The sequence below is a fragment of the Gudongella ferriphila genome, from assembly GCF_046224405.1.
Taxonomy (GTDB): domain Bacteria; phylum Bacillota; class Clostridia; order Tissierellales; family Tissierellaceae; genus Gudongella.
In genome coordinates this window covers 1-22,136 of the sequence record NZ_JBJXRK010000007.1, presented here as the reverse complement: position 1 = coordinate 22,136, position 22,136 = coordinate 1, and the positions used below count along the sequence as shown (strand labels likewise).

Annotated in this window: 25 protein-coding genes, 1 tRNA gene and 1 pseudogene; 7 read left to right on the top strand and 20 right to left on the bottom strand. The window is 41.4% G+C overall.

The annotated features are described in order from the left end of the window. Positions 1–32: 32 nt before the first annotated feature. Entirely contained in the window at positions 33–1,319 is a 1,287-nt protein-coding gene (locus tag ACKVDP_RS06155; protein ID WP_409227935.1) for an L-cysteine desulfidase family protein, read from the top strand. A 16-nt stretch (positions 1,320–1,335) separates the two neighbouring features. On the opposite strand, the gene ACKVDP_RS06150 is transcribed toward ACKVDP_RS06155, so the two are convergent. From ACKVDP_RS06150 to ACKVDP_RS06140, 3 genes are all read right to left on the bottom strand, one after another. Then, a complete protein-coding gene (locus tag ACKVDP_RS06150) occupies positions 1,336–1,806 on the bottom strand; it encodes a methylated-DNA--[protein]-cysteine S-methyltransferase (protein WP_409227934.1) in 471 nt (156 codons plus the stop codon). 39 nt (positions 1,807–1,845) lie between these two features. Beyond that, complete coding sequence (locus ACKVDP_RS06145; protein ID WP_409227933.1) at positions 1,846–2,622, bottom strand: J domain-containing protein; 777 nt, start codon at positions 2,620–2,622, stop codon at positions 1,846–1,848. A 200-nt stretch (positions 2,623–2,822) separates the two neighbouring features. Then, a complete protein-coding gene (locus tag ACKVDP_RS06140; protein WP_409227932.1) occupies positions 2,823–3,119 on the bottom strand; it encodes a hypothetical protein in 297 nt (98 codons plus the stop codon). 150 nt (positions 3,120–3,269) lie between these two features. Between ACKVDP_RS06140 and ACKVDP_RS06135 the strand changes: the two genes are divergently transcribed. Beyond that, complete coding sequence (locus ACKVDP_RS06135) at positions 3,270–4,796, top strand: hypothetical protein (RefSeq protein WP_409227931.1); 1,527 nt, start codon at positions 3,270–3,272, stop codon at positions 4,794–4,796. 39 nt (positions 4,797–4,835) lie between these two features. On the opposite strand, the gene ACKVDP_RS06130 is transcribed toward ACKVDP_RS06135, so the two are convergent. From ACKVDP_RS06130 to ACKVDP_RS06085, 10 genes and pseudogenes are all read right to left on the bottom strand, one after another. Next, on the bottom strand, positions 4,836–5,783 hold the full coding sequence (locus ACKVDP_RS06130) for a YbgA family protein (RefSeq protein WP_409227930.1): 948 nt from the start codon (positions 5,781–5,783) through the stop codon (positions 4,836–4,838). A gap of 29 nt (positions 5,784–5,812) precedes the next feature. Then, a complete protein-coding gene (locus ACKVDP_RS06125; protein ID WP_409227929.1) occupies positions 5,813–6,583 on the bottom strand; it encodes a DUF1295 domain-containing protein in 771 nt (256 codons plus the stop codon). Between the two features lie 12 nt (positions 6,584–6,595). Then, positions 6,596–8,383: a DAK2 domain-containing protein gene (locus tag ACKVDP_RS06120; RefSeq protein ID WP_409227928.1), complete on the bottom strand. Its 1,788-nt coding sequence runs from the start codon at positions 8,381–8,383 to the stop codon at positions 6,596–6,598. A 17-nt stretch (positions 8,384–8,400) separates the two neighbouring features. After that, positions 8,401–8,782 (bottom strand): annotated as a pseudogene (locus tag ACKVDP_RS06115) (DUF2177 family protein). A 101-nt stretch (positions 8,783–8,883) separates the two neighbouring features. Continuing rightward, positions 8,884–9,693 carry a hypothetical protein gene (locus tag ACKVDP_RS06110; protein WP_409227927.1) on the bottom strand — a complete coding sequence of 270 codons (810 nt, stop codon included), beginning with the start codon at positions 9,691–9,693 and terminating at the stop codon, positions 8,884–8,886. A gap of 27 nt (positions 9,694–9,720) precedes the next feature. After that, a complete protein-coding gene (locus tag ACKVDP_RS06105) occupies positions 9,721–10,179 on the bottom strand; it encodes a CBS domain-containing protein (protein ID WP_409227926.1) in 459 nt (152 codons plus the stop codon). 113 nt (positions 10,180–10,292) lie between these two features. After that, complete coding sequence (locus ACKVDP_RS06100) at positions 10,293–10,616, bottom strand: thioredoxin family protein (RefSeq protein WP_409227925.1); 324 nt, start codon at positions 10,614–10,616, stop codon at positions 10,293–10,295. Positions 10,617–10,675: 59 nt separating this feature from the next. After that, positions 10,676–11,227 (bottom strand): isochorismatase family protein, encoded by a 552-nt coding sequence (locus tag ACKVDP_RS06095; RefSeq protein WP_409227924.1) that lies wholly within the window; start codon positions 11,225–11,227, stop codon positions 10,676–10,678. Positions 11,228–11,274: 47 nt separating this feature from the next. Further along, positions 11,275–11,760, bottom strand: coding sequence for a ferritin-like domain-containing protein (locus tag ACKVDP_RS06090; protein WP_409227923.1), 486 nt, complete (start codon positions 11,758–11,760; stop codon positions 11,275–11,277). A gap of 93 nt (positions 11,761–11,853) precedes the next feature. Beyond that, a complete protein-coding gene (locus ACKVDP_RS06085; protein WP_409227922.1) occupies positions 11,854–12,903 on the bottom strand; it encodes an NADH:flavin oxidoreductase in 1,050 nt (349 codons plus the stop codon). Positions 12,904–13,054: 151 nt separating this feature from the next. Between ACKVDP_RS06085 and ACKVDP_RS06080 the strand changes: the two genes are divergently transcribed. Further along, positions 13,055–13,897 (top strand): YitT family protein, encoded by an 843-nt coding sequence (locus ACKVDP_RS06080; protein ID WP_409227921.1) that lies wholly within the window; start codon positions 13,055–13,057, stop codon positions 13,895–13,897. An 11-nt stretch (positions 13,898–13,908) separates the two neighbouring features. Continuing rightward, positions 13,909–14,646 carry a tRNA pseudouridine(38-40) synthase TruA gene (gene truA / locus ACKVDP_RS06075; RefSeq protein ID WP_409227920.1) on the top strand — a complete coding sequence of 246 codons (738 nt, stop codon included), beginning with the start codon at positions 13,909–13,911 and terminating at the stop codon, positions 14,644–14,646. Here truA and ACKVDP_RS06070 read toward each other — a convergent pair. The 5 genes from ACKVDP_RS06070 to ACKVDP_RS06050 all read right to left on the bottom strand — a co-directional run bounded on the left by ACKVDP_RS06070 (position 14,620) and on the right by ACKVDP_RS06050 (position 17,576). Next, positions 14,620–15,126: a GNAT family N-acetyltransferase gene (locus ACKVDP_RS06070; protein ID WP_409227919.1), complete on the bottom strand. Its 507-nt coding sequence runs from the start codon at positions 15,124–15,126 to the stop codon at positions 14,620–14,622. The genes truA and ACKVDP_RS06070 overlap by 27 nt on opposite strands. 116 nt (positions 15,127–15,242) lie before the next feature. Beyond that, positions 15,243–15,842, bottom strand: coding sequence for an acetate uptake transporter (locus ACKVDP_RS06065; RefSeq protein ID WP_409227918.1), 600 nt, complete (start codon positions 15,840–15,842; stop codon positions 15,243–15,245). A 103-nt stretch (positions 15,843–15,945) separates the two neighbouring features. Continuing rightward, positions 15,946–17,007 (bottom strand): AI-2E family transporter, encoded by a 1,062-nt coding sequence (locus ACKVDP_RS06060; RefSeq protein ID WP_409227917.1) that lies wholly within the window; start codon positions 17,005–17,007, stop codon positions 15,946–15,948. Positions 17,008–17,062: 55 nt separating this feature from the next. Continuing rightward, the gene (locus ACKVDP_RS06055; protein WP_409227916.1) at positions 17,063–17,374 is read right to left on the bottom strand and encodes a YbjQ family protein; all 312 of its coding nucleotides are present in this window, start codon (positions 17,372–17,374) and stop codon (positions 17,063–17,065) included. Beyond that, positions 17,355–17,576, bottom strand: a complete 222-nt coding sequence (locus ACKVDP_RS06050; protein ID WP_409227915.1) for a hypothetical protein — start codon at positions 17,574–17,576, stop codon at positions 17,355–17,357. Before ACKVDP_RS06050 ends, ACKVDP_RS06055 begins: the two co-directional genes overlap by 20 nt. A 121-nt stretch (positions 17,577–17,697) precedes the next feature. On the opposite strand from ACKVDP_RS06050, the gene ACKVDP_RS06045 reads away from it, so the two are divergent. From ACKVDP_RS06045 to ACKVDP_RS06035, 3 genes are all read left to right on the top strand, one after another. After that, a tRNA-Ala gene (locus ACKVDP_RS06045) sits at positions 17,698–17,773 on the top strand. Positions 17,774–17,840: 67 nt separating this feature from the next. Next, the gene (mnmA, locus tag ACKVDP_RS06040; RefSeq protein ID WP_409227914.1) at positions 17,841–18,953 is read left to right on the top strand and encodes a tRNA 2-thiouridine(34) synthase MnmA; all 1,113 of its coding nucleotides are present in this window, start codon (positions 17,841–17,843) and stop codon (positions 18,951–18,953) included. Positions 18,954–19,093: 140 nt separating this feature from the next. Next, positions 19,094–20,692: an amidohydrolase gene (locus tag ACKVDP_RS06035; RefSeq protein ID WP_409227913.1), complete on the top strand. Its 1,599-nt coding sequence runs from the start codon at positions 19,094–19,096 to the stop codon at positions 20,690–20,692. Positions 20,693–20,739: 47 nt separating this feature from the next. Here ACKVDP_RS06035 and ACKVDP_RS06030 read toward each other — a convergent pair whose 3' ends face one another. Further along, positions 20,740–20,910, bottom strand: a complete 171-nt coding sequence (locus tag ACKVDP_RS06030; protein WP_409227912.1) for a hypothetical protein — start codon at positions 20,908–20,910, stop codon at positions 20,740–20,742. Between the two features lie 467 nt (positions 20,911–21,377). Then, on the bottom strand, positions 21,378–22,067 hold the full coding sequence (locus ACKVDP_RS06025) for a hypothetical protein (RefSeq protein WP_409227911.1): 690 nt from the start codon (positions 22,065–22,067) through the stop codon (positions 21,378–21,380). Positions 22,068–22,136: the final 69 nt, after the last annotated feature.

Sequence of the window (22,136 nt, the reverse complement as noted above, 5' to 3'; positions counted from 1 at the left end):
AAATTGCAACTGTAAAATTCAGAGGTGATATGATGATAAAGGATGACATGCTAATTGAAATTTTAAAGGATCAGGTTAAACCGGCTCTGGGATGTACCGAGCCTGCAGCGGTAGCTTTGGCTGTGGCCCGAGCTAAGGAGTTGATGACGGAACAGGTGACTAACCTACATATAAAAGTTAACAACAACATACTTAAGAATGGTATGAGTGTTGGAATTCCAGGAACAGAGGAGAGGGGACTGGATTTTGCGGCTGCCCTTGCAATCTATGCAGGCAAGTCCGAGTATGGTCTTGAGGTGTTCAAGGATGTGGACCAGAAAAGCATTTCAGAGGCATTGAGCCTTGTTAAGAGCGGCAGGATAAGGGTTGAACTTGATAAGTCAAAATCTGCCCTGTTTATTCAGGTGACGGCCAAGGGAGAAACGGAAATCTCGACTGTTATTATTGAAAATGCACACACAAACATTGTATTGGAATCCCTAAATGATGAAATAATTCTGGATTCGAGAAATGGCTTGAAATCAGTTGAAGAAAACAGTAATGGCTCCAGTGATCTGAAGTTAAAAATTTTGGACTATACAGTCAGGGAACTTGTCGATTTTGTAGATAAAGTCCCTGCAGAGAATCTTGAGTTCATACAGACTGGTATCGATATGAACCTTAAGCTGGCCCAGGTTGGATTGTTTGAGGATTTGGGCCTTGGTATGGGTAAGCACTACATGGAAAAGGCAAATGACATTGACAAGAAAGCAAAGGCCTATACAGTGGCAGCGTCAGAAGCAAGGATGACAGGCTATCCATTGCCAGTGATGAGCAGTGCTGGATCTGGAAACCATGGTCTGGTTGCAATAATTCCACTTTCCATCATGGGTTCGGAGCTTGGTTACACAAGTGAAAAAATCAGGCGTGCGGTGGCTTTGAGTCATCTTATTACAATATTTGTTAAGGTTCAATTAGGAGCCTTGAGTCCTGTTTGCGGATGCGCTGTGGCTGCAGGCCTGGGATGTAGCGCTGGTATAACATACCTTAAGGACGGTACTGTTGAACAGATAGAAAGCTCTATTGTAAACATGATAGCAGGAGTATCAGGCATGTTCTGTGATGGAGCAAAAATAGGCTGTGCCTACAAGCTGGGCATTTCCGTTGACGCAGCGGTTGACGCATCCTCCATGGCAATGCAGGGAATGAGATTCCCTGCTGACAATGGTATACTGGGAGGCTCTGCCGAGAAATCAATTGAAAATCTTGCCAGGGTTTCCACCGAGGGTATGAGCAATACTGATCCGGTTATACTGGATATAATGATGAACAAATGCTAAATAAGACGACCACCTCTTAAAGTAGGTGGTCGTTGTTTTTCTCCAATTCTATCAGGCTTCTCTTTATGTCCAATCCTCCGCCAAATCCCGCCAAATCACCATTGGCCGCAATAACCCTATGTCAGGGTATAATTATCGAAATGGGATTTTTGTTGTTGGCATTGCCGACTGCCCTGTAGGATTTAGGATTATCAATCATCTCAGCAATGTCCTTGTAGCTTCTTGTCTCACCATAGGGTACTTCCTTCAATGCGTTCCATACCTTCATCTGGAATTCGGTGCCGGATATATGTAAGGGAAGCTGAAAATCCTTTCTGCCACCACCAAGATATTCCCTTATCTGCCGTATGGCCTCACTGATCAAAGGCGTCTCCTCCTCCAGCCCTTCTGAATGAGGCACCTTTCCAAATTCAACTCCTGTAATAGTCTCCTCGTTTTCAGATATGGTCAGATAACCAACCTGGCTCATGTAGCTGAAATATTTCAAGCGACTCATCCTCCTTTTATGTATTATATAGACGTACTATCAGCTCATACTTTTGTATCTTTCTATATTTTCCTCGCTTAAGAACTCATATGCATCATTGATCTCCTGGAATTTTCTTGTTGCATCAGGTGACTTGTTTATATCCGGATGATATTCCTTTGCCTTTTTCCTATATCCCAGCTTAACCTGGTACTTGTCTGTATCATAAGGTAAATCCAGTATGTCACAGCTTTTCTTGTATTTCTGCTTGAACTCTGTCATTGGGTTTGCATAGGTTTGCTGGCCTGTGTAGCCTCCTTGCCCCTGCCACTGCTGTCCACCCTGTCTTTGGTAGCTCTGCCACTGTCTGAATCTTTCTTCCCATTCCTTTTGCTGTTGCTGCTGCCTTCTTTCCCTTTCCTGTCTGATCCTTTCCTCCTCCATCTTCTGATACTTATGTCCGTACTCAGAGAAGGATTTATGTTCTCCTTTTCCATCCATCAGATAGCTTCCCAGGTCAAACAGGTATTCAGTTATTATGTACCTCCAATATTTCAGAAAGGATATGAACTTTTGCCCAAGAATCGGAAATATGATGAAAAAAAGAATCACCAATATTGTAACGGGGTTTAACAATACAACCAGTCCAAAGGGGCCAAAAAGCAGAAACAGTATCAGACAACCTCCCATTCCAATCAAGGCTGCAAAGCCCCTTGCAATTCCGATTACTAGGCTTACGGTCACCTGAGCTATTCCGATTATCAAATCAAAAACAAAGGACAGGACCTGTCCAGTTCCATATATTACTTTCCCTGCTGCTTTTTTCATCAAGGTCATCTTATTTCTCCAATCATCGACGTTTAGTTTCAAGTAATATTGTAGTTTCTTTTAAGCCTGTTGTCAATTTTGGATACAGACCATACACCTATTCTTATCTTTGAGGAATTCTTTCAACAATCACTTTGTCATATGAAAAAACGAATCCGATCCTTTCCATGTGAAGTAAGAACCTCTGGATTTTTTAATTCCAGAGGTTCTTACTCAACGCTCAATCTTCTCCCAAAGCTTTTTTTCAAGGCTTGAATCAGAACGTCCAAATCAGTTTCAGGAGATATACATCCAAAATAATATGCTCCTGTTGTTATTATTTCAAACTCGATCCTGCCTCCCGGAAACCTTATAAAACCAAGCTCCAGAACATCCTCGTTCTTAATTGCGATTAAATCAAAGCCTTCTGGTAGCTCTGGTCTTAAGATCAGCTGATCCTCCTCAATTGACATTCTATACCTCAGCGTCTTGAAGAAACCTGATTTTAGTTTAACCTGATAGCTCATGAAAAACACCTCTTATAGGTTATATACCACTGTATTGCAAAAACAACTCCAGCCATCCCTATTGTCATTGTCAAATTTTGGTCAATATTCGTGACAAAACATTGCCAATGATCATTCAGCTTGCTATAATCGACTAAAGGGGTGATGAAATTGAAGTTCAACGAAAAACTAGATTTTCTTATGAATCTTACAGGTACAAGCAACAGTGATTTAGCCAAGCAGACTTCGCTTGACCCCTCTTTCATAAGCCGCCTAAGGTCAGGATCCAGAAGGCCTTCAAGAAATGAAAACTACATATCAAAAATGGCAACAATCCTCTCAAAAAGATGCAGGGAGGATTACCAGCTTCAAGGTCTTCTAAGCAAGCTTCAGTCTGAAAATGTCTCCTTCTCAAGGGATTCCTTGAATGTTGAAACAGTTGTTGAGGAATGGCTTAAAAGCAGCCCACCTGAACCCCAAAGCAAAGTTGGGACCTTTGTCAGGGAGCTTGATGATTTCAGCTTCAAGAAGAGGGCAACAGTAAATGGCGAAATGGATAAACCTTACTTTGAGGAGCCCAAGAAGGATGTGTATAATGGCATCCAAGGCAAGAGATCCGCTGTACTTAGATTTCTAAATGAAGTCCTCCATTCCGACAGAAAGCATACCCTTTACCTGTATAGCGACGAAGACCTGTCATGGATAATTGATGACCCGCTTTTCACACTAGAATGGTCCAAGGTTTTTCTTCAGGTTCTTCAAAAGGGAAACAAGGTTAAGATAGTCCATACGATAAACAGGTCACTGGATGAGATGTTCTCTGCAATTAAGGAATGGATGCCATTTTATCTTACTGGAAACATTGAACCCTTCTACTATCCAAGGACCAGGGATTCCAATTTCAGAAGAACAATTTTTATTGCCCCTGGACTGTGTGCAGTTACTTCCAATTCAATCGGCAGAAACCTAGAGAACAATCTTAACTTCTACCTGACAGAAACGGAAACCATAAAGACATTGCTGATGGAATTTGAGGATTTTCTGAAGCTGTGCAGACCATTGATGAAGATATTCAATCCCTCCTCAAGCAATTCCTTGATGGATACACTAAATGAATTTGAGGAAGAAAAGGGAAATTGCATCCTCAAAACCAGAGCTGTTTCATCAGTGACAATTCCTCTATTTACGTTGGAGAAATTTCTTAAAATCTATCCAAGGGAAGACAGGGAAAAGCTGTTCAATTTCCATAAGAGGAGACAGCGCTCTCTAGTTGAGCTACTTGAAACGGAGAGCTTTACAGAAATCATTCAACTCCCAGATTACAACGAGCTTCTTGAAAGAAAAATCCCTGTGGGCTTTACTGTATTTACTGGTAGTTCAGTATTCTACGATACACACACCTTTAAGGCACAGCTTGAAAATATAATTAGCCTAATGAAGCATTACCCCAACTATAACGTATTGATCCAGGAAGCCAGAAGCGATGAGCTTACCATCTATGGAAAGGAGAATGTAGGCCTTATTATCATGAAATATACCCAGCCCTGCATAAGCTTTGCCATAAACGAGCCCTACATGACCCAGGCCTTCTTGGATTACCTGAAGATTGGTCTCCCACAAGGGACTGCTTCAGCTGCTTCAAGGAATCAAACAATTGAGAGGATAAATGAATACATAAAAGAGCTCAAGGATATCTAGCCTATCCTTGAGCTTTTTTATGTACCCTAATTTTTAGTTTTACTTCCCCGTATCGCTTATATCCAGCATGTCCTCTGGAAATGGCTCCCATATGTACTGGGAAAGAATATATTCCTGCCTGTACTTAATGGCGTAGCTTCTAAGTATCCCCACAGGAACACCCAGATGAGTTTTCCGCTTCTTATACTTTTCAAGGCTACCTAAAAGATACTCCTTCTCCTCTCTAGACAGCTGATCGGAAAAGTATCCCATGATATGCATCAGTGTATTCACATGATTTGTTGGTTTTGGAGGGTTCTCCAAGGCCATTCCTAGATAGTCCCTGTATTCATTGTAAAGGTCTTCGTACTTCTTGTTCTGGTGGTTGGCAACAATCTTACCCATGGCTTTCAGCTCCTTTTGGCTGTAGGCCATAAGTATATACTTGTGACGGGTATGAAAGTCAACCAGATCCCTTAGCTTTCCCTCCCTTATACTTCTAAAGCGAAGATTTGTATATAGCTTGGTCAGAAAATGCTCCCTGATCCCCATGTTTGTCAATCGACCCTCCTCTTCAATGGCCGCAAAGGGAAATTTTTCGAACACCTTTTCTGCAAACCTTCCAACACCTTTTTCAGAGCTGGCACCCTTAACCATGGACTGGTAGTACTTCACATCCTTGATTCCACAAGATGGTGATCTGCCCTTGAGTATGAAGCCATCCACCTGGTCCAGAGAAGACAAAAGTTTTTCAGAGTACTCATCCATTTCCTTTGTCACATATCGGTCCTGCCCTGGCTGATAAAGCTCTGCCTTGCCATTTACTTTCACCAGCTTTACGGAATCCCTTGGCACCCCAAGGCCAATATCCACCTCAGGGCAAACCTTGATATAGTCAACATATGATTCCAGAGCCTTGACAAACTTATCGTTTATTACCTGTCCATCATACCTGCAGTTGCAAAAGCCCAGACAATTACTTACAACAATTACCGGTTTATCCTTCATCCTATCAACCTCCGTCAAAATCTCCATGATCAGTTCTTTGGTGGCATCGGTACGAATTTACTTGTTTTTCTCGCATATTCATCCCATTCCGGGTGATCCTTGTATTTCTTTTCAAGAAGTGGAACTCCTGATACAAACAACAGCAGAAATGTTATGGTAACAGGGCTTATGAGCCCGAGCAACGAACCCGGCACGGAAAGCGAAATAAGGAATATCCCCCACCACATGGTTGCCTCACCAAAATAGTTGGGGTGTCTGGTATATTTCCACAGACCGTACTTCATTAGCTTGCCCTTGTTCTCCGGCTGACTAATGAATCTCTTAAGCTGTGCATCTCCAACAACCTCAAAATAGTACCCTATAATCCATATCCCCATGCCTATGAAATCAAGCGGGCCCAAACCACCTGAGCTGTTGAAGTTGGTAATCATAATGGGGGTGGCAATGATAAAGCAAAGTACCATCTGGGACATGAATACCCTTGTGTAGGCCATGACCGCATGGTTTTTCGATCCCCATCGCTCCCTCATGGCAACGTATCTGTAATCTTCCTTCTTGTTCCAGTTTCTCTTGAATAGATGCCAGGACAGTCTCAAGCCCCACAGGAGAACCAGGATGGTTATGACAGTACCCCTTAATGTGAATTGAGATGAAATCAGGTAGCTGGTTACAGCAACAACCACAAATCCAAAGCCCCATGCAATGTCAATCAAACCATTGTTCCTTTTGGATTGTGCAATTGCAAATACAATATTAAAGTATATGAACAAAACCAATAGGGTTACAAGATAATTTTCCATTATTTCCCCCTTTTAGTTGCTTATAAGAGCAACTGCTACAGTTCCTATTCCAGCACTCATTGCAACAATTGTTGAGATATCCATGATATACTCAGGCTCCATGCCCAGCATTTCCACCAAATGCTTCTCATATTCCTTGGCCCTTTCGAAAGCATTTGCATGGACGATTGCATACCTCTCAATACCCTTTTCCTTGTGAATCTGCTCAATTAGAGAGTAAATCTTCCTGGTGTTTGAATCCACTGAAAAGGACTTCCCTATTATCGAGCCATGGCCTTCCTTGTCAATTGAAACCACCGGCTTAAAGTTCAAGGTGTTCGCCGCAAATCCGACATACTTGCTTATTCTTCCAGACTTAACCATGTATTTCAGGTCAGTTACACTGACAAATATCTCACTTTTTTCAATTATCCCATCCAGTTTCTCAACAATTTCCTCAAAATTCATCCCTTGGTGAATCATTTCAGCTGCCTTCATGACAACAAGACCCTCTGCACCAGAGTTCCTCCGTGAATCTATCAAAGCAACGCTGCCATCTTCTATTCCAAGCTTTTCAAGAGCTTTTCTGAAGGTGTTCAAGGTCCCGCTCATCTTGTCAGATACGGTTATGATTATGATTTTGGAATAATGCTCCCTTAAGAATCGGATGTAATCCTCTGCTACTGCCATGGTAGGCTGAGAGGAGGATGGATATTCATCTATTTCATCCATAAGACTATAGAAGTACTCAGAGGAAATTGTAGTCTTGTCAAGGTAATTGCTTCCATCAGCTATCAGGTTCAATGGAACCATATGAATCTGGTACCTGTCCATTATATCCCTGGGAAGGTCTGCAATGGAGTCTGTTAAAAGTGCGATCGGATATTCCCTGGAATGTGTTGCCTCAAACTGTCGCTTCATGTCATCAGCCTTCTGTTGGATGATTCGACCATGCTTCCGGAGTCTTCTGAAAAGCTCCTCCGGCTGGGCTGCATGAATGTGGACCCTAACCTTCTTTTTGTTGCCTGCTATTACAAGAGAGTTCCCAATGTCCTCAACGTCCTTCTTTATTTCATCGACATCCAGATTATCTCCCTGAATAAGGGCCTCCGTGCAGAATCTGTAATATAGGTCCATATTATCCATGACATGCATGTCTTCAGTCTGGATCAAGATCTCGGAATAATCCTTCTCAAATTTAACCCTTTCATTTGTCTTGATGAACTTTATAAATCCCTCAAGAAAATGCACAAATCCCTTGGCCCCTGAATCAACCACATGAGCGTCCTTGAGAACCTTGAGCATTTCAGGGGTCCTTTTCAGTGATTCTGCTGCAGCCTGGAGAGATTCACCCATAAGCTCTCCGAAATCAGTCGCCTTTTCCCGGTATAGCTGAAGTGATTGGGCCCAGTCCTTGATTACGGTGATCATTGTTCCTTCAACAGGCTGGGATATGGATTTGTAGGCATATTCCACCGCATTGTTTGCAAGATTTGTAAACCCTTCAACTGTAACGTCGTCTTCCTCAGGCATTTCCATGTACATGCCGTTAATATACTGGGCAAAAATTATACCCGAATTTCCTCTTGCACCATTTAAAGCAGCCTCAGCAATGGATTCCATGGTCTCCTTGACTGTGTGCTTGATCCTGGCCTCCTCCACAATGGTATACATCGTGTATGCAAGATTGGACCCTGTATCTCCGTCGGGAACAGGAAAAACATTGATTCTATTCAGTTCATATTTCTGCTTGATCACCTCATTTGCACCTGACAAGAAGGCGTAATAAAGTGCCTCGCCATTTAGCCTGCTGATTGTCATCTACATCCCCTCCAGAATCAGATTCCTATTGCTTTTAGGATTATAAAGCTTATTGAAGCTGTGAGTCCACACAGGACCGTACCCCATATGATGTCAACAACTGTTATGAACACTGGCCAATCCCTCAGGGTTGCCAGGTTTGTCATATCATAGGTAGCATAGGTTATAAACCCAAAAAAAGCACCCACAAATGCTGCATAGACTATCCCTTTCAATTGCCGGTGCCAATGCGAAAAAGATAAGTCCTGCGATATAAAAGATATAAAAACCAATTGCAGCCACCCAGTTTACGCTTGGGCTCATGATGTAGCCCAGATGCTCCCTGTAAAGATTTTTTGCGATAATCCCTAGCCAAAAAAGATCAATGGCAAAAAAAACAGTGAAAGAAACTCCATACATTTTTAAAAGACTCATCTTTTCACCTCTTTTTGTAGTTGTTACATTTGTGTTCTCACTTTAATTCGTTATGAATATTGGTATATCTACCCCCTGTAGCCTCTTTAAAACCCTGAATTAACGTTAAACATGTACTTTTTTCTCCTTGATGCCAAAAAAATTATGGAGATGAATATTCCAATTGATATTCCTGTAGTTACAATGACTGCAGGGTATCTTCCATCAAATCCATCCTGGGATATATGCTTTAAAAGTATCCCCATGTAAGCCCATACCATAACAGCACCATAAGCCTTGTCCTGTAGTCTCCAGATTGTAGTTCCTCCAATCAGAAGACCCACAGCAAGAACAGCGACAGTCCAAATATTTTCTGGAATCCCGAATCCATCCCATCCCATATCCACCAGGAATGCGGTTATATTTGCAATTGTAGCAATTGTTATCCAACCAAAATATACACTGAATGGTAGTCTTGCCCACAGCATCCTATCCCCTGTTGTGGTCATTGACCTTAGTGTCAAAACGATAACAATCAATGATGCCAAAATGACAAGCATAAGTACAAGTGTCAATCCTATGTTTCCATGATGCCAGTTATATATCCATACACTGTTTGCAATTGAAGACAGGATATAGAACTGATTTACCCTCTTCAGGGAAAAGCTGTCCCTATATCCGCGGTTTATATATACAAGCACATATACTGAGTAGACTCCCAGTAATACATATATTACACCCCAAATTGAAAAAGTGATCCCCGCAGGTGCGAAGAGGTTTGGTATGTTGTCGGAAACCTCACCTGTGGTGATTCCATTTATGGGCAAAATATTTGCCAGAGCATTTGTGCCCACCATCACCAGGTACATTGCCAGCGCCATCAATCCAGTCAAAAAACCTTCCCTTTTTCTAACCATCCATATCCCCCTTTACTTGTAGGTTCATTATTTCTGTTCCGGGAAAAGATAACTCATAATATCTCGTCTTGACACGATTCCAACAAGCTCTCCTTTTTTATCTACAACTGGCAGACGCTTGACCTTCTTTTCCACCAACAACGTTGCACCCTCTTCAATTGTCTGCTCAGGATCTATTGTTACTACCTTTTTGGTCATAACATCTCCAGCCTTCTGACCCATTGAGTTCTTAAGCTCGTCCATGAATTTTTTCGGGCTGTCCAGATATATCAGGCCCCCTAAAACTTCAAGAACAGCAGGCCCCTTAATTCTAGAGGCTCTTCTTATAAGGTCTCCCTCGGTTACAATTCCCACAAGCTTACCAGATTCATCCAGTACCGGCAGTCCGCTCAAATTGTGCTTGATCAGCAACGATGCACATTTTTCAACATTATCATCCATTGTAACGGTTATTACATCCTTGGTCATGATATCCTTGATATACATAGAAACTCCTCCAATTCTGTGATTTTCCTTCTATCTGGATGATACCCAATTATTGGATTTCCGAACAAAAAAGGCATCCATCAAGTGAAGATGGAGGCCTTTTTTGTCAATTACTATGATAGGAGGATATTAAGAGTTCTGCCAAGCTTATCGAAGTCAATAAATCTGCTTTCTCTTGCAACTTCCTTTCCCTCGTTGAAAACAAGAATGGTCGGTATTGAAAATATAAGGTGCTGACCGGCCAGCTTCACATTCTTGTTGACATCTATCCTACCGATTTCTATGTCGTATTCCGATGTCATATCCACCAGTCTTGGAAAAACCGAATGACATACATTACAGTTTTCTGAGCTGAAGTAAAGGATGTGGACCTCCTTCTTGGAGAACTCCTCAAGCTCCTCATCCGAGTTTAAATATACTACCTTCTGTGTGTTCAAGCTATTCCTCCTTAAAATATAAATCAACTTAAATCTCTTGCTGCTTCCCACTGTTATGGTTATATTATCCGGACTCCACGTTCCATCAGGTCCTGAAGATTCTTAAGGTGATCTTCAGAATCGACATATCCCAGTCCATCCTTCAGAATCTCCACCATGTGCCCAGCCTCCAGAAGTTCAAGAACAGTTTCCCTAACGCAATACTCACTGGCTATACCTGCTACTATTACCTCATCCTCCAAGGCGTCCTTAAGACTCAACTTCTGGCTATTTTCTGCATTGTAGGCAGAATACTCCTCAACCTCATCATCAATACCCTTATAGAACACATTATCTTCCTTTGGTCTTTTTACATCCTTTTCCACATGCTTGTAAAAGTCCTCATGTAGCCTGGCACCTCTTTCTCCCTGGACACAGTGTACAGGCCAAACTCCACCGTTGTCCTTAAAGCTTCCGTTGTGGATGGAATGCCAGTCCTTTGAATAATGAACCTTGATGTCGTTGCTGTTAATATATTTGATTATACTGTTGACAGCATTTTCTGCATTTTCACAGGCAAGTGTTCCATCTATAAAATCATACTGACAATCTACAACTATCAAACTTTTCATTTTTTCACCCCTGAATCAAGCAAGGCAGCCAACAGGCCGCCTTTAGTCTAATAAGTATCTCTTTTTCCGAATCTGGCATCCTCAACCCATTCCTCAGCTTTTCTAAGGTGATTTACCATGTCATCAAAAATTCTGTAGTGATATTCTTCCTGTCTTACCAGATAATCAAACAGCTTCTTTCCTTTTTCGGAGTCAGCCTCATCCTTCATCTTCTTGTAAAGGTCTATACTTTCCTGCTCCTTCTTAAGGGCCAATCTATATGCATCAAGCTGATTTGGATCAACCTTCACATCAACCTTGAAATCAGATTCATTCTTGAATACATTCTCAAACTCAACAAAAGCATTGTCTTCGTCTAGATTGTAGTCAACAGCCTCAGCATATTTCCTTACCAGGTCAGCATGCTTTTTCTCGTCATCAGCAAGATTCAGGAATACCTTCTCAAGAGCATTTCCCTTGTTCTTCTCTGCCTGTTCTCTGTAGTAATTCTCGCCGTCAACCTCCATTTGGATTGCAAATTCAACGTAGTTCATCAGTCAGCCTCCTTATTAATATTATCTTGAGTTCCTATAATTATATACCCCGTTAGTGGGCCTATAACCTATTAATTCGAACAAATCAACAATTCACATATGTCTTGGGCATTTTGTTCCATCACTAAACCATTTACAGGGGCTGCATTCAAGGCAGGTAACTATTTCACCATCACCAGTCATGTGCTCTATGAAATCATGGTCCGCAAGCTGTGCCCTTCCTATGGCAACCAGGTCAAGGAGTTGGTTTTCCAGAAGATAATCCACCTGCTTTCTGGTGAGGATCTTGTTTACTCCTATTACAGGTATTTCTACATTTTTCTTGATCAGGGTCCCTCCGTATACTATCCAGTTGCAAGGGAATTCCTCTGGAATCTCAGCTTCAATTTGTGTATTGTCAAAGCCTGTAGACACGTGAAGATAGTCGTACCCGTTTTTTTCCAAGTATTTGGCCCTTTCTATGCTCTCTTCAATAGTGTCGTCATTTGAGCCCATCCTTATTCCCAGAATGAAATCCTCTCCTGTCTCTTTTCGTATTTCGTCATGAATTTTTTTAGCAATCCTGTTTCGGTTTTCGTGGCTTCCTCCATATTCATCCGTTCTGGCATTAACCTTTTTGGAAAAAAACTGAGTAAGGAGATATCCGTGGGCTCCGTGGATCTCCACTCCATCAAAGCCTGCCATCTGTGCTCTCTTGGCAGCCTTGGAGAAATCTTCAATTGTCTTTTCCACCTGGTCCTTTGTCATCCCCTTTGATACTCTTCCCTTCTGCTCAAAGTCCCATGAGGTCAGGGGTGTTTCAGTCACATCAGCCTTTGCCCTCAGCCCTGCATGATGGAGCTGGATTATTGCAATTGCACCATTTTTATGTATAACTGAAGAAAGTCTCTTCAGTCCTTCCACATAGGAATCATCCCAGATGGCCAGCTGGTCAATTGAAAGTCTCCCCTCTGGATTTATGCAGGTTGCCTCAACTATTACCAAGCCTGCGCCATTCTTTGATATCCTGTCATAGTGTTCAATGTTTCTTTCTGATACATATCCATTGTCATCTGCAAATCCAAATGCGACCATTGATGGAAGCACCAATGGATTCTTAAGCTTCAGTTTTCCAAAATCTCTTTCTCCATATAGATTTTTCATCTAATCAACCCTTCCAATTTTTATACTGTGCTCTCATCATTATTCTATTTGTATAATGTACCATTGTAAACCGATATTCCAAATTTACCTTGAATTTATTGCTCTTATCTACTATAATATCTTGATTGCTACAATTTAGGAGGAGATAACTATGAAATTCAACATAAAAAGATTTATGCTAATTAATTTAGGGCTACTTGTCATGACAATGGGGATGTATTTTTTCCTTATACCATCCAATCTTGCTGTGGGAGGTGCAACCGGTCTTGCAATGATACTTAGCTATTTAATTCCCTCAATACCAATGGGAGTGATACTTGCAATTCTAAACATCATCCTGTTCATCACAGCATTTATAGTTCTTGGAAGGGAGTTTGGAGGCTATACAGTCTATGCTTCTCTTGCCCTGTCAGGCATGATCGGGCTCTTTGAGCTGATTATACCCATGACAGCCCCCTTTACGGATGACCTGTTCATTAATCTGATATTCGGGATTCTAATAAACGGTGTAGGCATGGGGATAGTCTTCAATCAAAACGCTTCCACAGGCGGTACGGATATAATTGCGAAAATCATAAACAAATATACCCACATGGACATTGGAAAGTCCCTGCTTGCCTCAGATTTTTTCATTACAATATTTGCAGGTCTTGTATTTGGAGCCAGACTTGGTATGTACGCTCTACTTGGAATAGTAATCAACTCTCTTGTAATCGATAAGATGATTGCTGGTTTCAACGTAAAGATCAACATGCTTATAATTTCGTCCGAGCTTGATTCAATAAATGGGTATATACTTTCTGATATAGGAAGAGGAACCACCATTTACCATGGGGAAGGTGGATTTTCAAATGAGGATAAGAGAATCATAAACACCATTGTTTCCAGAAGTGAGTACATCAAGATCAGAGACTTCATCAGAAACATAGATAAAAAGGCTTTTGTATCCGTTTCATACGTAACCGAGGTCGAAGGTGAAGGCTTCACATACTAGGAGATGATACCTTGAGAAACTACAAAATGACCATTCAGTACGACGGGGGTAGATATTTGGGTTGGCAGAAATTGCCAAAGTCAGATAGGACCATCCAGGGAAAGCTTGAAAAAGTAATAGGTGAGATGTGTAAAGGGGATATGAAGATAATCGGATCCGGCAGGACCGATGCAGGTGTACATGCCCTTGGTCAGGTTGCAAACTTTAAAGCTGATTTGGATATGTCTCCTCATGAAATTCAGGAATATATCAATCACTATCTACCCAATGATATAATTGTAGCTGATATAGAACAGGTGGATGATCGGTTTCATAGCAGATACAACGTAAAAACCAAGGATTACGAATACCATATATACACAGGCGAATTCCAGTCTCCCTTCTACAGAAAGTATTCATGGCACATAAAGGAATCCCTGGATATGGATGCCATAGACCTTGCAATAGAGATACTCCAGGGAACACATGACTTTCTGGGCTTTTCGTCAGTAAAAAAATCAAAGAAGTCAACAGTGAGGACCCTCCATTCAATTAGCTACAAGCAGGAAGGTCCATTACTCACCTTTGTCTTTACCGGGGATGGCTTTCTACACAACATGGTACGTATTCTCATGGGTACGCTTGTTGAGGTAGGCCAGCACAAAATGAGCCCCCAGGACGTTAAGAATGTTCTTGGAACAAAGGTACGGGCTGATGCAGGTATTACATGTCCCCCACATGGATTATTCCTCAGCGCCGTCCATTACTAAGTCCCATCTTTCCTCTACCAGATCTTTCCCCCATATCCTGTGGGGGACTTTTTCTTCTATGCTAAAGCCATGCTTGCCATAGAGATGTCTTGCAGCATCCAGGATGCTTACGGTCCACAGAATTATCTTCCCGTAGCCTGCCTTCCTTGAAAAATCCAACGCCATTTCCATAAGCCTGTTTCCAAGTCCCTTCCCCCTCTCCTCCTCCAGGAGAAGAAACCATCTTAACTGAGCCGTATAATCATCCACATATGCTATCGCTATTACCCCTACCTTTTTTTCATCCCTTTCAGCTATCCATATCTGCTCCCTGTTAGCTTTTCTTGAATTGTGAAATTTCTCAAGGGGCTCACTGACATAGCTGGGTAATGTATTGTCAAAACCATATTCTCTCTTGTACATTTCCCCGTGAGTGTCAACAATCCACTTAAGATCATCCTCAGTGTATTCTCTTATTATGTACTCCTTGAATTTCTCCATTAAACACCCTCCTATTTGTCGCTTTAAAGTATTTTATCACAAAGATTCTTTTCTCACAATTGAAAAAAACAACCTCCCCTTGGCTCGCCATGGGGAGGAATTTCTCCTGTAAGTATTTACTTCTTAACTTCACCAAGTGGTAGGATAACCCTTCCATTCACTTCGTTGATGACCTGAGCCAATCCAGTGTATATAGCTGAGAAACCACAGAATATTCCTTCATAGCCTGCTATGTTTATCAAAGCATGGTTACCAGTGAAGTCACCGATTGCAAGTAGCATAAAGAGGACAGTAAGTGTTCCAAAGACCACCTGCAGTGCCCTGCTTATCCTTAAGGTTCCTATGAACATTACAAAGGTGAATAGACCCCACATAAAGAGGTATGCTGCAAGAGCCTTTCCAGTTGGTGCTTCAGCCCATCCAAGTACAGGGAATAGCTTGATTGCTACGAAGGTGCCCCAGAACATTCCATAGGATATAAATGCAGTGCCTGCAAAGGTGTTGTTCTTTTTCCACTCCATTATCCCCGCAATGACCTGAGCAAGTCCACCATAAAAAATTCCCATAGCAAGGATCATTGCACTCATCTCTATTAGCCCCGCATTGTGAAGATTAAGTAGAACAGTGGTCATTCCAAAGCCCAAAAGACCAAGGGGTGCTGGATTTCCAGTTGACTCTTTCAATACCGATGTTACAATTCCATTGTTTTCCGACATATTACCCTCCAAAATATTGTTATTTTATTGTCATTATGTACGATGACTATTATATCCTGAAAATATCTGGAAGGCAATGCACTTGTTAAAATTTCATATTTTACTACGTGTTTTCCGATCTGATCCCCTGCCGAACCTCCTTTAGGTAGCCAAACAGGATTTTAAGGACTCCCATCAAGGGTACACCTATAATCATCCCCGCTATTCCAAACATGCTCCCAAAGAACAAAACCGAAAACATAACCAATAGGGGATGCATTCCCACTGAATGGGACATGATCTGTGGTGAAAGAAAAGCAGCTTCTATCTGCTGGATCACCACTATTAGAATAACAACCCAAAGGGCCATAATGGGCTTTTCCATAAAGCCCAGGACAACCGGCAGAACTCCCCCTAGCCATGGTCCAAAATAGGGAATAATATTTGTTATTCCAGCTACAAGTCCCACAGTTAAGGCATAGGGTACTCCTATGAACCAGCATCCCACCCCTGTAAGTATTCCTACAAAGGCAGCCACCGCGATCTGCCCCTTGATAAATCCCCCTAGTACCTTGTCCATATCCCCGGCTAGCTCCTTTATTTTACTGTAGACAGAATCGGGTATATCCTGAGTAAATGCCTTTATTATCTTGTCCTTATCCTTTAGATAGTAAAATGTTATTATTGGTGTAATTATTATATCCAGAAGCGTACCTGTTGAATTCACAAGAGCATCGAATATACCTCGGAATGCATTCCTCAAATATTCCCCTGCCCTACTCATCTCCTCCTCCACATTTAAGAAGTCACGGAATTCCTCCGGTATGAACGTGATTTCCCCTGCACGCAATTCACTGATAACTCTCTCAACAAATTTAACAATATTTGGGATGTCCTCTATAAATCCACTCAAATCTCCTGTCAATCTTGGAATAATGGTTGCAAATGCAATACCTATTATTGCAAACAGTAATATAAATACCATAAGTATCGCCCATATACGCTTAATTTTTCTTTTTTCAAGCGCTTTGACCAGAGGATTTAAAATATAGGCTAGCACAAGGGCATATACAAATGGATTGATGATATTCCCCAGGGGTTTATATACAATTGCAGCTAGGATAACTGCTAGTAGAACAAGTCCAATATCAAATAGTTTTTTCTTGCCAGGCATGGCAACTTTCATCTAATCACTCCATTCCCTGAATACCCAATCATTTTCTATTGCAAATATGCTATGGCTATTTAAACTTAACAGCCGTTCCATATACCATGACCTCTGCAGCTCCCTGCATGACCGCAGCTGAAACATATCTTATGTTGACTATCCCATCAGCTCCAAGATCCTCAGCCTCCTGTACCATCCTCTTTGTAGCAAGGGCTCTGGCATTGTTCATCATCTCGTTGTAGGCCTTCAGTTCTCCTCCAACAAGGGTTTTAAAGCCTTGGGTTATGTCTCTTCCCACGTTTCTGCTTTGAATGGTGGATCCCTTCACAAGACCCATTGTTTCTAGATTTTTACCGCTGATATAATCAGTATTTACCAAGATCATCCTCATCACCACTCCTTATTTCCTTTATTCTCTCTATCAGTACAAATACACTCACTCCCATAAGACCCAATGGAACTATTAGCCACAGGATTCTTATACCCACTGATTCTGGAATTCTTATTAGGTTAAGCAAAATAAAACCATAATACAATAAAAGTAAAAGCGTTATGAAAATAGGTGCAATCAGCTTCTTGAGATACATACCTGCTCCCTCCAATCCTGTTTATAGTTTAACACGTTGCTCTTCTGTAGCCAACCACTAATTGAGAGCCTTAAAAGTCCTTGCAAAAACGATTTTCAAATGCTATCATATTATTATATTTGGGGGTATGGCGCAGTTGGGAGCGCGTCTGAATGGCATTCAGAAGGCCAGGGGTTCGAATCCCCTTATCTCCACCACCTACAGTCACTTCATCGGTATACACTGAAGTGACTTTTTTATGAGATTTGAAAGGAATTGATATATATGGCAAAAAAAGTGATACTGGGTATGAGCGGAGGGGTGGATTCCTCGGTTTCAGCCGTCCTTCTTAAGAAGGCTGGCTATGATGTTGTCGGTCTATTCATGAAAAACTGGGAAGAAAAAAACGAGGATGGTGTGTGTACATCAGCGCAGGATGCGGAGGATGCAAAGAGGGTTGCAGCTGAGCTGGGTTTTCCCTGCTACACCATAAACTTTGAAAAGGAATACTGGGACAGGGTTTTCAGCTACTTTCTTGATGAATACAAGAAAGGGCGAACACCCAATCCTGATGTAATGTGCAATCAGGAAATCAAATTCAATGCATTTCTTGATTATGCACTTAAGCTTGATGCAGATTACATTGCAATGGGACACTATGCCCAGGTGGAGGAAAGGGATGGAAAGTACCTGCTTCTAAGGGGCAAGGACAACAACAAGGACCAAAGCTACTTCCTGTCAAGAATTGGTCAGAAGGCACTTTCAAGAACCCTATTCCCTATAGGTCATCTTGAAAAATCAGAGGTTAGGGAAATTGCCCAGGAGTATGATCTCTATACAGCTGCAAAAAAAGATTCCACTGGAATATGCTTTATAGGCGAAAGGGACTTTGATGAATTTCTGGACAGGTACCTGCTTTCAAAGCCTGGAGACATAATTGACGTTGACGGTGGTGTTATCGGTGAACATACAGGTCTGATCCACTATACCCTGGGACAGAGAAAGGGAATAGGTATAGGCGGGGTAGGCACTGGTGAGCCTTGGTTTGTGGTTGGCAAGAGCCTAAAAAACAACAAACTCTACGTTGCCCAGGGAGCAAAGCATCCGGCACTATTTTCCACGTCCCTTGTTGGTGAGGACCCTGCATGGATAGTCGAGGAAGAACCTGAGCTTCCCATGAAATGTACAGCAAAGTTCAGGTATAGACAGAAGGATATTCCTGTTACAGTATCAAAAAATGATGATGGTACCCTTCTTGTTGTCTATGATGATCCCGTAAAGGCTGTAACACCTGGTCAGGTGGCGGTTTTCTACCAGGACGAGGTTTGCCTGGGAAGCGCAATCATCAAGTCAATCGAGCAACTTGATAAAAAATACAATTATATAAACATTGACTAGTGATGCCTGGGTTTTAGCCCAGGCATTTTTATCTTCTTGGTGTTGTACTTTGTGTGATATAATTATATCATTGAAAAAGCTGCTCAAGTGATCATTCTTTTGGTGATTTCTGGGTAGAATAATAATCAGGAGGTTTTATTATGAGTAGAATATATAATAACGGTAAAATTTATATTGAAAAGGACCATTTTGCGGAGGCAATCCTCATCTCTGATGGAACAATCAAGGCTGTGGGATCCAATGAAGATATTCTTAAGCACTCTCACGACGAAGTGATCGACCTTGAAGGAAAAACCGTTCTTCCAGGCCTTAACGACAGTCACCTCCACATCAACATGATAGGTTCGAATATGAACTCTTGCATGCTGACATCTGCCAGATCCATAGATGACATAGTCACACTGGGAAGGGAGTTCCTGGCTGAGCATCCAGATACTAAAGTGCTGGTTGGCAAGGGGTGGAACCAGGACAACTTTGTCGAGGGTGAGAAAAGACTTTTGAACAAGCATGACCTTGACAGGATTTCAACTGAAATACCCCTTGTCTTTGACAGGGTGTGCATCCACGTAACAGTTGGTAACAGCAAGGCCCTGGAGGTGCTTGGAGTGACCAGCGACACCAGGGTTGAAGGCGGAGAAATCCAGCTTGGCCCTGATGGGGAACCCAATGGTGTCTTCAACGAGAATGCTGTCAGATACCTTCAGACAATAATACCCCTAAAGACCAAGGAGGATATTGAGAAGGATTTTCTTATGGCCATGGACTATGCCGTAAGCGTAGGACTTACTTCGGTTCAGTCCTGCGACATTATGAGCAAGGACTACAAGAAGGTCTTTGAGACTATCCAGGGAATTGCTGACACTGGCAAGCTTAAGTTCAGGTATGGCCACCAGTTCAATTTCCAGGAGATAGATGATTTCAAGGACTACCTAAATACGGAGCATATACACGGAAGATATAACGAGAAATTCTACTCCAAGGGTGCACTTAAGCTATTTAAAGACGGTTCCCTGGGAGCACGGACAGCCCTGATGCAGAATGAATACAACGATGCACCAGGTGAAAAGGGTGTTGAAGCTTTAAGTGACGACCAGCTCTATGATCTCTGCAGACTGGCTGCAGATAAGGATATCAGGGTTATAACCCACGCAATAGGTGACGGGGCCATACAAAGTGTAATTGATACCTATTCCAGAATTATGGATGACGGAGAGAATACCCTGAGACACGGGATTGTCCACAACCAGATCACCACAAGGGACCAGCTGGAAAGGATCGCTGAGCTTAGAATACCCGTCATGTATCAGCCAATCTTTCTGCAGTCCGATATACCCATAATAAATGACAGGATCGGAGATGAGCTGGCAGAAACATCATATGCCTTCAATACCCTCTACAAGCTGGGAGCACCTGTCAGCCTCAGTACAGACAGCCCTGTGGAGGACTGCAATCCATTCGAGAACATCTATCTTGCAGTAAACAGGAAAAGGCTGGACGGAACGCCTGAGGAAGGCTATTACCCAGAGGAGAACATGTCACTGGAGGATGCCATTGACGGCTATACAATAATGAGCGCCTACAACGAATTCAAGGAGGACTGGAAGGGAAGGTTAAAGCCTGGATTTGTTGCGGATATGATAGTTCTGGACAGGGATATATTCACAATACCCTCCATGGAAATCAAGGATGTGAAGGTGGACCAGACCATTGTGGATGGCAAGGTGGTTTACAGCAGATAAAAAAATTAGGGGGGAAGCTTCAAACTGAAGCTGCCCCCTTAATCAGATTACAGAAATTCATTTATTTTTTTGTAGGAGTTTTTATATGAATCCGTACCTTTGACAACTCCTGTAATCCCTATCCCCAGTTCACTGCATTTCTTGACTATATTCCCGGCGTTCTCTCCAAGATGTTTCAGATTTATTTCCATTACTGGATAACTATTTGATTTTATCATTTTCTAATTATTCCATCCCTTAACAATTGGACAACACTGTCCAAGAACAAAATATCATAATAGACTAACATAGGCAAGACAAATCAGCAGGCTAACTCTTCCTGCTACTTTGTAAGACAGTGTTCCTGTCCCTCGTTTAACACAAACATCCTATCCTGTCTTAAAATAAAAATATTGTATAAGTAATGTATGCAAGATAAATATAATAATCAAAATTCTTTCCCTTTTAATGATTTCCTTTCTCTTTAAAAAAAGTGTAAAAACTGAGGATATGTTTACAATTATGCTGCTTAAGACCATTATCGTAAAAATAGTTGAATTGCTAATTTTATCACCTAGATTAATATGTGTAATTATCGCTGTTACCATCATATAGACTATTACCACTAGATAGTAATTACGATAATTTAACTTTTGAAAAATATATTTCATGTTTCCCATAATTTTGCATTCTATTCGTTTATTCATTACAATACCGCTACATGTTTAACGTTCTTAATTTTTGTTACATAGTAATAATACGTCACCCCACCTCGTACGCTCGATCTTTCTACTTCCCATTCCTCAAATTTAATTCCTCCATTTGGGTAAGCTAAATCAAAAGCTCCAGCTGTCATATATCCTATTCCAGATAAAATGGCTATTATTAATGTTACTCCTGCAGATCCAGGTACATTCTTGTACGCTAATGCAGCAGATGCCATTGTAGCAATTTTCCCAGCTGATCCAACAAGATACACTATAACTTCATATGATACCTCGTGATTATCTATAAATATATCTCCGCCTGATCTTAGGGAATTTATTTCTTTATCTTTCATAGAATAACCAAGATTTACTGTTTTACCTGTAATACTTGAATAGATTGTTCCTTTAACTTCATCTCTTAAAAAGTAATCCTCGCTGCCTGTTTCTAAATCTTTCAAAAATGTTACTGTTTCATTTTTATCTTCTTTCACTTTTACTAAAAGAGTCTCCTCATTTTCAGTAATTATATAACTTGTATCACTAAGAAGTTGAATTCTTATTTGGGAATCGTCCGCTAATGCAACAGTACTTGTCCCAGTATCAGCAAAACTAGGAACTACGCTACTCATAAGCAAAAGCAATACTAAGGAAAACAAACTCAAAAACCTACCACTCCACTTTTTACACATTAATATTCCTCCTCTAAATTATTAGTTAACGTAAACCAACTTGTATTATTTTTTAACTCTGTTTTATCA